We start from the raw sequence: 11,539 nt of genomic DNA on the forward strand, positions 1-11,539 counted from the left end.
CGGCGTATTCGGAGCCTTAATTCAAGGCCCTAATTCAAGGTAGTAGCCGCTGGTTTTTAATGGTTGTAGTGTAATCAGCTTGCTGGCTTAACCAAAGGGCTAATTCACTGCTTTCTCGACGCTTGATTGTTTATTACCCAAATGCACGCTAAAGCGACGCACAAATTGCTCAACTACATCTGCTTGAGCTGGGTTCGGGAACACGCCGTCTAATCCCGCATCGTCAATTTGATTAAATGGTGCGTCATAAAGAGCTTCAATATCAACGCTGCCATAACGACATAAGTGATTCTTGAGCATGCCGATAAAACGCTGCTGTCTTGCGTTCAAGTGAGTATGAACTTGTTGAACGAATGCGGTAAATTCATGCTCAATTTGTTGTTCATCCATCCCTACAATCGTTCGTAAAATTTGGTCTAATTCGGCGGTTGATTCAGGGAAGAACTCTTTGAGTGTATGTAAATCCACATTTGGGTTTTGTGTATGCACCAGTGCATTCAGTGTTGATAAATCGGCTTCTGTCACCGCTTGCCCGCCACGTATTTTCTGTAGCACAGTGTTAGATTCAAACAGTGGCGTAAGTGTCTTTTCAACTTCTTGACGATAGATCTCGTAATCCACAGTGATAATGTCGGTTTTAATCTCATCTGTTTCATAGAGCGTTGGATCTTCACGTAGGTCAATAATAGGCGTTTGCGGCGCAGGAGGAGCTATGCCTTTATCACGCAAGTGGATAACCGTGCGTAAATTATGGCGACACGCTTCTACCGCAAAATAATCGGCATCACTCAAATAGTTGGGTTGTTGAATCTGCTTGATCGTTGCCGCTTTACTACGCACTTCATTTAGATGCATCGACAGACTGATGACCTTGTCTAAGATCGGCGGTGCCTCTAACTCAACTTTACTTGGCTGCTGCAGTTTGGTGAGTTGCAATTGTAAGAATTGCAGGTCTAAACGCAGCGCTTCACTTTCACCAGTAGTCTTCTTCCACTGCATCAGAGGTGCCATTTCATCAAAGAGTAACGCTTTAGTATCTGGCGCCATCTGCATTAAACGTTTTTCTTCACTCAGCTGTGCTTTTAGTTTCCATTTCTCTCGTACCGCGATGGTTTGATCATTTAGAGAATCAATGTCTGCCTTAATCTGCGGTATAACGTCGGCAAAGATTTCCATCTCCGCTTTCTTAAGCGCTTCGACGGCAAGCACTAATTTGGCTTCAAATACTTTTTGCGCCAAAGATTTACTTTGCGTTCCTTCATCCTCATCTGGGTTCATTTTGAAATGCTCAAAGTTGCCCCAGTGGTCGAAGATGAGAAAGTGCTTTTTATCTAACCCTGGTCCGTACAAGTTTTCACATAAACGAGTACCACGCCCTACCATTTGCCAAAATTTCACTTTTGATTTGATAGGCTTAGCAAAGACCAAGTTAACACATTCAGGTACATCTATACCGGTGTCTAACATATCAACTGAGACGGCAATGGTAACTTCATCATCGTTACCTTCAGTACTTTTGAAGTTGTCGATAAGTTCTTCTGCTCTCTCATATTTTGAGTGGATAACTCGGCAGAAATTTCCACCCATATCTGGGTACATTTCACTAAACAACTCAGCTAGCAGTTCGGCGTGAGCTATGTTTCTTGCAAAGATAATCGATTTACCAGGAAGTTGGTCATCCACATCTTTTAAACCCTTTTCCATTAGGTTGCGGATGATTGCTCGGTTGGTATCTTTATTGAATATAGCTTTATCAACCTGCTTCGCATCGAAATCCAGAGTGTTTGGATCAATACCTTGGTCTTCTAGTTCTGCAATCTGCTCATCCGTCAGTTCGCTTGCCTTAATGCCATCACGTAAGAATTGAGTTGTGTGAGTGACGACTTTAAATGGAACTAAGTTTTTCTCTTCAATCGCTTGCTCAAGTGGGTAGTTCGCCGTGGGCATTTTGTAGTCGCAGCCGAACAACTGACTGGTTGAGCGCGAAATCATCTCAACAGGTGTCGCGGTTAAACCTACTTGTAATGCATCGAAATATTTGAATAGCTCGCCGTACTTGTTGTAAATCGAACGATGCGATTCATCCGCAACAATTAGGTCAAAGTGACCAACATCATACTCTTCATAATTTTGGATCATGCCCGGATAGGTCGCGATAACAATACGCGCTTTTGAAGCTAGTTCTTTCTTACTTTTACCTTTGATGAATAGCGGCTCTTTAGTGTGTTCATTAAACGCATTACCTGCCTGTTTACGTAGCTCTTTTCGGTCACATAAGAACAGAATACGTTTCGCCCAACCTGCATCTAACAAGCGCTTAGCTAAAGCAATAGAGACTCGCGTTTTACCCGTCCCTGTTGCCTGTACAATAAGAGCCTTTCGATGTTTGTCTGAAAAGCGCTCACAAATACGGCTGATGCTTTCCATTTGATACAAACGGCCCGCAACTTTTGTATCAATGGGTGTGCTGTTTAAATCTTTCTTTATTTCTCGTTGAAGAATCAGATACTGAAGACTGTCTTTTGAGTAGTAGCCAAAAATTAACCTAGGAGCGTAACCTTGAGCATCATCCCAAATATAGATTTCGTAGCCGTTAGTGTAGAAAATGACTGGGCGCTGGCCGGTATTTGCTTCTAGAGCGTCTGCATATAATTTTGCTTGCTCACGACCTGCATTAGCATCTTTTCGAGTTCGTTTAGCTTCAATGACAGCCAGTGGCTTTCCATTGTCATCCCACAGAACATAGTCGCAAAAACCTTTACCTGTTGTAGTAGGCTGCCCATCGACTTCATACTCTTTTGACACCTGTTCCGTGCTTTCATTATCAAGAGCGACATCCCAACCTTCACTGCGTAATTCAGCATCAATGAGACGCTTACGAGTTTCGGCTTCATTAAAGTCAAAACTGCTTTTTAGTGACAGGGTATTAGTGCGAATTTTATCGGCTTTAACGTGGTCAGTTTGCTGCTTCAGCTGAGCGGCTTGTTTCTGAGCTTCTAACTGCGCTTGCTTTACTTCTTCTAATTCTTTTAGCGCTTTCTTAAGAAGGTCATCATTTTGGTTAAGCTTCTGCTGCAACAGTTTGTTCTTTCTCTTGAACTCAGCTTTAGACTCTTCACCCGTTGGTGCATTGTCTGGAACAGTAAATTTAGGGCAACCTTCTATATCACCGTCGCCATAGGCCATATAGAGCCAGCAACCAATAAAGTAAGACTCTTTCAACAACCAAATCGAATCATGTTGTGAGACTTTCCCTTCATGAGCAGCTTTGTTGCCCCCCCTTGCGAACAGCGTGAAACTTATCAGCAATGGTTTTGTCAACAACCGAGGTAAAAGCGCCACTGACAAGTTTGTCGTGCATTGAAGCATTGGGAGCAACAGGTAGGTGAAGTTCTTGGTATAGGTAACCAACAATTTTTTCAACATAACAACGTAGCTTAACGAGAGCACTTTGCGGATCAACAACGGCATACGTTTCAGCAAAAGCACCAAGCTCAGCTAACTCGGGCCACTGTTCTCTTAAATGTTCAAAATTCATAGACTTCTTCACCTTTCTGCCTCCTAAGATGAGTGATACTTTGCAACGTTTACGCCAATTTCAAACTTGGTTGTTTTTATGATTCTAAATTGAGCGTTTTCAGCCAGTTATTTAGCGTTTGATGATTATTTAAACCTAACGATTTTGCAGCTTTAGATTTGTTTCCAGCAGCATAATCCATCGCAGACTCAATTGCACTTTTCTTTATATTATCAATATGTTGCTGAAGGTCACCAGGAACCCTAAATTCACCATTGTTCGCCGGATTTAGGTCACGACTTATTATCGCAACGTCCAAATCTTGTTTAGTGATCTCTTTACCTTCCGACCATAATACGGCTCGGTTTAATGTGTTCCATAGCTCACGAATATTACCCGGCCAGCTGTATATTTCTGCAAATTCTATTGCAGACTTGGAAATATTCTTACTCTCAAATAAGGGATGAGTCTTCATCTGCTGGTTTATCTCGATCATCAACTCTTCGATCAGGAAAGGGATCTCTTCTGAACGCGCCCTTAGCGAAGGCAACTCAATCACTCCAACGGCTAGCCGATAGAAAAGGTCTTCACGAAAAGACTCGTCAGAAACCATTTTAAAAAGGTCACGGTGTGTCGCAGCGATAATCCTCACATCAACACTTTTCGTGGCAACGTCTCCCACCTTTGTAATTTCCTGCTGCTGCAATGCCCTAAGTAATTTCACTTGAACGGCTAAAGGGAGTTCACCAACTTCATCAAGAAACAATGTTCCACCATTTGCTTGTTCAAATAGACCTGCATGATCTTGGTGTGCCCCTGTAAACGCACCTTTTACATGACCAAACAAAATGGAATCAACCAAATTTTCAGGTAAAGCACCACAGTTAACAGCTTTAAATGGCTTATCAGCACGAGGACTGGCTTTATGAATACCTTTTGCCATCACTTCTTTACCGGTACCACTTTCTCCGAGTAGCAAAGCCGGTAGATCAGCATAAGCCAATCGTTGCGCTTTCTTGATGACGTTCTGCATGACAGTAGATTTGGCCGTAATCGAATCAAAAGCACTATTGAGAGACGGTGTTTTTGAAGCAAGTTGAGCAATAGCTGTTGACGAAGATTTTTGATACTCAGCAGAAAAGTCTACAGGTACATCAACTTCGATTAACTGACCTTGAGGGGTAGTTTGAACTAACTGACATTTCGCAATACTCTTTCCAAGTAGAACAGAAACGACTGTCATTGCAGGCGTACCAGAGGTCAGGTTTAGAAAAACACCATCAGCCTGATCAGAGACATAAGCCAGTTGCTTGTGCATGACTTTGGTAATTGCAGTGTAATCAATTGGAGATGACAACCTGATACGTTGAATCTTTACTGAAGTATTGGAACGCCCGGCACAAGCAAGTTTTTTTTCAAGCCACTCTTTGTAATCATGCCATTCATCTTCCCATGTACTAGCCAGAATCACGACATCATCAATTGCTGACGCTTTTAACGCAATAGTCGCAATTGAAGCTGTTTTATCTAGCTTCATCTGATCAAGGTCTGTTCTTCCAAGCCAACTAAGCAAGGTTGCCATTCTATCTTCCGTAATTATCTTTACTTATTGATAAATACTTTACAGCAATAGTCTCTTAGTTGATATTCAATTAAGTGAAATGCAGATCCAGATTACACAAAATGGAAACTTGTCTATAGCGTCTCAATCTGAAGTAAAACTCGGTTAATCATGTTGGTAACTCCTATATTTGGATTAGGAGGAGCTTAATGCTTTTACAAAGACCCAAACCACACAGTAACGAAAGCTTGGAGAGCTTCTTTATCCGAGTTGCAAATAAAAATGGCTATGAAGATGTGAACCGTTTTCTTATGGCCACGAAACGTTACCTTCAAGATATCGACTTCTCAGGGTTCCAGACCTTCCCTACTAACATCTGCAAGATGAATCCTGCGTCAGCCAAAAGCAGTTCCAGTGCCCGTACAGCCTCACTCCTGAAACTCGCTCAATTAACGTTTAACGAACCTACCGAGTTACTTGGATTAGCAGTTAACAGAACAAACTTAAAATATTCTCCATCAACTAGTGCCGTGATCCGTGGCTCAGAAGTTTTTCCTCGCAGTTTACTCCGGACAAAGTCCATACCCTGCTGCCCATTATGCTTACAAGAAAATGGTTACGCTTCTTACCTTTGGCATTTTGAGGGTTACGATCACTGCCATATCCATAATGTACCTTTACTCAACAGCTGTCGCTGTGGTGCTGAGTACGACTATCGAGTGTCTGGTTTAAGTGGAATGTGCGGCAGTTGTGAAGCACCTATCGCCATAAAGAGTCGAGAAAAAAGTCATAACGCAACACTCTCTGTTGCGAATTGGCTAGCGGGTAATGAATCAAAAGATCTGCCAGATCTCCCTCCAAGCTACCGTTGGGGCTTAGTACATTGGTGGATTCATATCAGCAATGATCCGTTCGAGCACCTTTCGTTCGTCCAATTTTTCTCGAACTGGCCAAGTTCGTTTCACTCCATAATTGATAGTGAGATCGAGTTCAATCTAGAGCACGCCATTGTTGGAAGAAGTGAATTACGGATAAAAGATCTCCTAGGGCGGATATTGTTTAGTTCTGTTCGGTTACCTGATCGCAATCTTAAACACAATATCGTTCTAGGAGAGCTTCTAAGGCACATAGAGACTTGTTTATGGAATAGCAATGGTTTGATCGCTAATCTTCGCATAAACGCTTTGGAGATTGCGGTATTCCTTAATTGCAGTATTGATGAAGTAGCCTCAATGGTAGAGCAACGCATCTTAAAGCCAAATCGTAAAACTAAACCAAACGCACCTCTTGAGGTTAATGATTACCTGTTTTATTTCGGTGACATCTACTGCCTTTGGCTGGCTGAGTTTCAAACTGATGAGTTCAACCGATCTTTCTATGTATCGAGGTGGTAAATGGATAGTTTGAAAGAGTTGATACGATCGAATCCAGATGATTTGAACAAAGAATTAAAGCGAGCATTCCGGCCTCTTACTCCACATATCAAGATCGATGGAAGGGAATTAGATGCTCTCACTGTATTAGTGAACTTAACCGACAAAACAGCCGTTCAAAAAGATCTACTTGATAGGGTTAAATGCAAGCAAAAGCTTAGAGACGAAAAATGGTGGGCTCGCTGTCTAAAAACGGTTGAGTATAGACAAAGCCACAACCTAAAGTTTCCAGACATACGCTCTGAAGGTGTTATTCGCGCGACTCCTTTGGGGCAGTTACCTGAATTTTTACTCTCATCTTCTAAATTAAAACCACACCACTGGGCGTACAGCCATGATTCCAGCGATGTTAACAAAAGCGCCTTATTAACCAATGAATTTAGTTGGAATTGTGTGATTTCATGCCTTGGGGATTTACTTAAAGATGTAGAACACCCGTTGTGGCAAAAACTCAATACGCTTGGCTGCTACCAGAAAACACGTAAGGCTATCGCTAAAAAATTGGCTCCGATTTCTCAAACAACGATTAACGTCAGTCTCGCTCCAAATTACTTAACTCAACTATCTTTGCCTGATAACGACAGTTCTTATATTTCACTCTCGCCAGTGGCTTCTCAATCGATGCAAAGTCACTGTTATCAAGCGCTAGAAAATGAGTATCGCTATACAGCGTTAACCCGTTACAGCCGCAGTACTAACATGGGAGTATTACCTATGACATGTGGTGGTACTTTGAAGATGTTGAAAGCTGTCCCTAACTTTTCCCTTACACCTCATTATCAGATAAACATTGGAAAATCTTGGTTGACCTCAAGTCATATTCAATCGTTAAAACAGTACCAAACGCATACTCAATATTTAATGCCAAAAAACAAGCGAGTGGCTTACCACAGAACAGTCAAAAACGAGATACAAGAGATGGTTAAGGCTTGGTTGCTTATACAGGACAGGACCATGGATATGAATACTCTTGTCCAACATCTAAACCATGATCTATCCCGCTTCAAATCAGCTAAGTGTTTCGCATACGAGCCGAGCATTACTAAACTACTGCTTGGGCTTATCAAGCGTGAACTAACCGAACCTACAGCCGCTTCAACTAATATTTGCCGCAGTGAAGAAAAGGATTCATTTTTCGCTATTCCAAATATAAGAGTTTGCGGGGCAAGCGCATTGAGTTCACCTATCACGGTCGGCCTTCCATCACTCACTGCTTTTTTGGGGTTTAATCACGCGTTTGAGCGGAATTTAAAGGGCTATTTTCCTATGCTCACAATCGATTCGTTTGCCATCTGTATCCATCAACTACATATTGAAAAACGTGGTTTAACAAAAGAGTATGTGCAAAAGGCAAACCACACCATATCGCCACCCGCTACACACGATGACTGGCAGTGTGATTTGGTATTTAGTTTAGTGATTAAATTTGATCGTAGCTTGAGCATTGATGAAAGTACGATTGTTCGAGCTCTGCCGAGGCGGTTTGCCAGAGGTTCCGCTAAAATAACCATTGCAGATTTCAAATACATCCGTTCATTTTCAACGTTAGAAAAGACGATTCAATCCTTTCCTCAGAAAACCGGAAAATGGCTATCGATGCATACTGAACCTATCGAAAACATGAGTGATATTTTATCGGAAGTTAAAGAGAACCGAAAATTAACCCCAAGCTGTGTTGGGTATCATTTTCTTGAAGAGCCGACCGACAAACCTAACTCTCTTCGAGGTTATAAACATGCTTTTTCTGAGTGCATCATTGGTCTGATTGAGCCAATCACTTTTGATCAAAACACCGACATAAACACTATTTTGTGGCATCACAAGTGCTATCAAAACTACCTTTCTGTGCAGCCAAGGAGTACCTATCATGGAACTACCGACTAACCTAGCCTATGAACGCTCTATTGATCCTTCTGATGTGTGCTTTCTAGTTGTGTGGCCAGATGGGCGAAAGACCCCCTTAACCTACACTTCTCGTACTGTACTAGGACAAATGGAAACCGCAGCCTTAGCTTATGAGCCGTCGGGGCGGACCAAAGAGAGTGCAACCGCTGAAAAACTGGCTCAAGGTAACCCACATCAAGTCGATTTTTGTCATGCTCCTTTCGGTGCGAGCCACATTGAATGCTACTTTTCGGTCTCTTTTTCTTCTGAGCTACGCAAACCTTACAAGTGTAATTCGTCTACGGTTAAACACACACTAATGCAGCTAATCAAAGCGTATGAAGAAAATATTGGTTGGAATGAATTGGTTTCTCGATATCTAGTCAATATATGTAATGGTTCATGGCTGTGGAAAAATACTAAAAAAGCCTATTGCTGGGATATAGAGTTAACTCCTTGGCCCTGGGCGGGAGGTGCTGTCAAATTTCAAGACATAAGGGCTAACTACCTTGAAAGAAGTGACTTTGAGAACCATAAAGATTGGGAAGCTATTGCTCAAATGACCAGAAATGCTTTTTCTCACTCTAATGGTTTGGCCATATTTGAAGTAAAAGCCACCTTGCGGCTACCAACCAATAAACAGGTTTTCCCGAGCCAAGCATTCACCGAAAATGAAAGTAACAACACTAATAAATCAAAGAAACAAAGCAAGGGACGAATTTTTCAAAGCACAACGGTTGACGGTGAACGGAGCCCAATATTGGGTATTTATAAAACTGGTGCCGCCATTGCGACCATAGACGACTGGTACCCCGATGCAACTGAGGCACTACGTGTCGGTCGGTTTGGGGTTCATAAAGAAGATGTCACTTGCTACCGTCACCCTTCTACGCAAAAGGATTTCTTTTCTATCCTTCAGCAAACAGAGTCTTATATTAAAGCACTCACGTCTTCAGATAAACCAAGTCAAGAGACCATAAACGACCTGCATTTTTTGGTCGCAAACATCATCAAGGGTGGAATGTTCCAACATAAGGGGGATTAAGTATGAAATGGTACTACAAAACTGTCACTTTTCTGCCAGCGCGTTGTAACAATGAATCATTAGCCGCTAAGTGCCTTCGGATTCTTCATGGCTTTAACTATGAGTATGAAACAAGAAATATAGGCGTTTCATTTCCTCTTTGGAGTGACGATACCATCGGAAATAAAATTTCTTTTGTGAGCACAAATAAAATCGAGCTCGATTTGCTACTCAAACAGCACTACTTCACCCAAATGAAAGAGCTGCACTATTTTGATATATCAAATACAAAGGTTGTCCCTGACGGTTGCGAGTATGTTTCATTTAAGCGTTGCCAGTCGATAGACAAAGCAACACCTGCAGGACAAGCTAGAAAAGCGAAAAGATTAAAAAAACGTGCGGAAGAAAGAGGTGAAGAGTTTGACTTATCCTCGTTCAAACAACACGAAGTTGTTGCACTCCATCACTACCACTCGCTTGAGGAAGACAGCAAAAGTCGTGGCGGTAGCTTTCGACTCAATATAAGAATATTCAAAGAAGCTCGCTTAGACGGAGATGCACTATTTAGCAGCTATGGGCTTGCGAATACTGAAAACACATCTCAATCAGTACCTTTAATTTGACCCTTTTTTACTGCAAGAATGTAAAGTATTGAAATAGCGTTATTTTTATCTAGCATCTAAAAATAGGGGCAAAATGCCTTTTATGAATTAACTATCTGATAAAACTGTACTATTCTTTATTTAGCTACAGTGTACTGCCGAATAGGTAGCTGATTAGTGGTGAGGTACTTGAGTTATATCGTGGTCAAGTGTACTGCCGAATAGGTAGCTAGCTAAAACCACATCAATAATGTAACTTTAATCACAAGTAGCCAAATGGCTGTTTGTGCTGCCCACCAATGAAGACCATAATCCTCATTACTACTGAAATAGTAGCTGATAATAAACGAACCACATTTATTCGAGTTCAAGATCAATATACTGCTGAATAAGTAGATTTTTAGGGCGACGCTGATTTTACGGTAATAGCTCTAGTTTAGCCGACGACAACAGGTGCCAACCTAACTCCCCCCTCAGTAAACCAAAATCCTGGGGGCAATCAAAAAACGCCTACTAAACAACGGCAGTTGGAAAAAACACCACCTAAAAAACTATAAGTAGTTTTATCTCGGAGACCATGTACTGCCTGGTTGAAACTGGAATGCCCTAAGTATAAGTATTTTTAGAGCCGAGGTTACTCTGACAACCTGCTGCATTAGTGATAACGTGAAGGTGAGCAACCTTCAAATTGACACTATTTCGGTTTAAAACGTCTCTTCAAAGTTAATCGAAGGCTAACAAGATGCTAGTCGATCATGGTTTAACTTTGTTCGTTACCTTAATGGTAGGCAAATTGGGGCTTGAGGCGTTTTTTTGCAAGGCCTGTTACTATATGGTTAGGAATTTCAGGTTTTAGGTTCGGTATTAGTACATTTCACAACAGTTAAATCAATACGACAAGAGCTGAGATTCCGAGTAAACAGCAGCTTACAATAGGTTTAAATTTAACTTAAAACCAATAAAAATGCTAGATATGCTGACGATAGTACTTGCGTGTGACCGATTCTTAATTGATGGAGTCAATGAGAGTGCTTTGATAGTTTTTGGGAAATATATTTAAAGGATAGTTGAGGTGATAGATGATTACATTAAATGTTTATTTTGATTCTGTTAACGCCCCGTATATTTCAACATCCGAGCTTTTGAGCAGCGTTAAGGACAAATACCCTACACTCTATCTTGAGTTTTTAAAGGATGAAGGGGTGCTAGAGGCAACAACAGTAAGAATTATCGATAAAGAGTATGTTTTTTACCCATCAGATATAGAAAAAATCGCCCTCCGGTTCGGTATTAATATTGAACTTAAGCAAGTAGTCCTATGACTTATAAAAAGGGACTGGCCCAAAGTCATATTAATGATCAGAAAGAATCGAAGCCGTAAATACTACTGTAATAATGAAACCTGACTATTCGTAACCTCCCTCAAGTTTCATATCAATGTACTGCAGTAATGCTGAAGCACCATATTTGGTTATAATGTCTTGAGGCGTTATATGCCCGTAACTGGCCACCAAATGG

The 11,539-nt window shown here is 41.4% G+C and carries 8 protein-coding genes; 5 read left to right on the plus strand and 3 right to left on the minus strand.

The genetic code is table 11. The annotated features are described in order from the left end of the window. Positions 1-99: 99 nt before the first annotated feature. The 3 genes from OCW38_RS19590 to OCW38_RS19600 form a co-directional block, all read right to left on the minus strand. Positions 100-3,309: a type I restriction endonuclease subunit R gene (locus OCW38_RS19590; RefSeq protein ID WP_261895837.1), complete on the minus strand. Its 3,210-nt coding sequence runs from the start codon at positions 3,307-3,309 to the stop codon at positions 100-102. Next, the gene (locus OCW38_RS19595; RefSeq protein ID WP_261895839.1) at positions 3,257-3,538 is read right to left on the minus strand and encodes a hypothetical protein; all 282 of its coding nucleotides are present in this window, start codon (positions 3,536-3,538) and stop codon (positions 3,257-3,259) included. The genes OCW38_RS19590 and OCW38_RS19595 overlap by 53 nt, the downstream gene beginning before the upstream one ends. Positions 3,539-3,614: 76 nt before the next feature. After that, positions 3,615-5,099: a sigma-54 interaction domain-containing protein gene (locus OCW38_RS19600; protein WP_261895841.1), complete on the minus strand. Its 1,485-nt coding sequence runs from the start codon at positions 5,097-5,099 to the stop codon at positions 3,615-3,617. Between the two features lie 188 nt (positions 5,100-5,287). On the opposite strand from OCW38_RS19600, the gene OCW38_RS19605 reads away from it, so the two are divergent. From OCW38_RS19605 to OCW38_RS19625, 5 genes are all read left to right on the plus strand, one after another. Next, positions 5,288-6,472, plus strand: a complete 1,185-nt coding sequence (locus tag OCW38_RS19605) for a TniQ family protein (RefSeq protein ID WP_261895843.1) — start codon at positions 5,288-5,290, stop codon at positions 6,470-6,472. Continuing rightward, positions 6,473-8,395 carry a type I-F CRISPR-associated protein Csy2 gene (locus tag OCW38_RS19610; protein ID WP_261895845.1) on the plus strand — a complete coding sequence of 641 codons (1,923 nt, stop codon included), beginning with the start codon at positions 6,473-6,475 and terminating at the stop codon, positions 8,393-8,395. Then, positions 8,379-9,440, plus strand: coding sequence for a type I-F CRISPR-associated protein Csy3 (gene csy3, locus OCW38_RS19615; protein ID WP_261895847.1), 1,062 nt, complete (start codon positions 8,379-8,381; stop codon positions 9,438-9,440). The genes OCW38_RS19610 and csy3 overlap by 17 nt, the downstream gene beginning before the upstream one ends. 2 nt (positions 9,441-9,442) lie before the next feature. Continuing rightward, entirely contained in the window at positions 9,443-10,042 is a 600-nt protein-coding gene (gene cas6f / locus OCW38_RS19620) for a type I-F CRISPR-associated endoribonuclease Cas6/Csy4 (protein WP_261895849.1), read from the plus strand. A gap of 1,058 nt (positions 10,043-11,100) precedes the next feature. After that, positions 11,101-11,343: a hypothetical protein gene (locus OCW38_RS19625; RefSeq protein ID WP_261895851.1), complete on the plus strand. Its 243-nt coding sequence runs from the start codon at positions 11,101-11,103 to the stop codon at positions 11,341-11,343. Positions 11,344-11,539 lie beyond the last annotated feature (196 nt).

It is taken from the genome of Vibrio cyclitrophicus, from assembly GCF_024347435.1.
GTDB lineage: Bacteria > Pseudomonadota > Gammaproteobacteria > Enterobacterales > Vibrionaceae > Vibrio > Vibrio cyclitrophicus.

Bases quoted from the DNA above. Each gene is read 5' to 3' on its own strand.
- OCW38_RS19595 (WP_261895839.1), bottom strand. From the start codon at position 3,538: ATGAATTTTGAACATTTAAGAGAACAGTGGCCCGAGTTAGCTGAGCTT.
- OCW38_RS19600 (WP_261895841.1), bottom strand. From the start codon at position 5,099: ATGGCAACCTTGCTTAGTTGGCTTGGAAGAACAGACCTTGATCAGATG.
- OCW38_RS19605 (WP_261895843.1), top strand. From the start codon at position 5,288: ATGCTTTTACAAAGACCCAAACCACACAGTAACGAAAGCTTGGAGAGC.
- OCW38_RS19610 (WP_261895845.1), top strand. From the start codon at position 6,473: ATGGATAGTTTGAAAGAGTTGATACGATCGAATCCAGATGATTTGAAC.
- csy3 (WP_261895847.1), top strand. From the start codon at position 8,379: ATGGAACTACCGACTAACCTAGCCTATGAACGCTCTATTGATCCTTCT.
- cas6f (WP_261895849.1), top strand. From the start codon at position 9,443: ATGAAATGGTACTACAAAACTGTCACTTTTCTGCCAGCGCGTTGTAAC.
- OCW38_RS19625 (WP_261895851.1), top strand. From the start codon at position 11,101: ATGATTACATTAAATGTTTATTTTGATTCTGTTAACGCCCCGTATATT.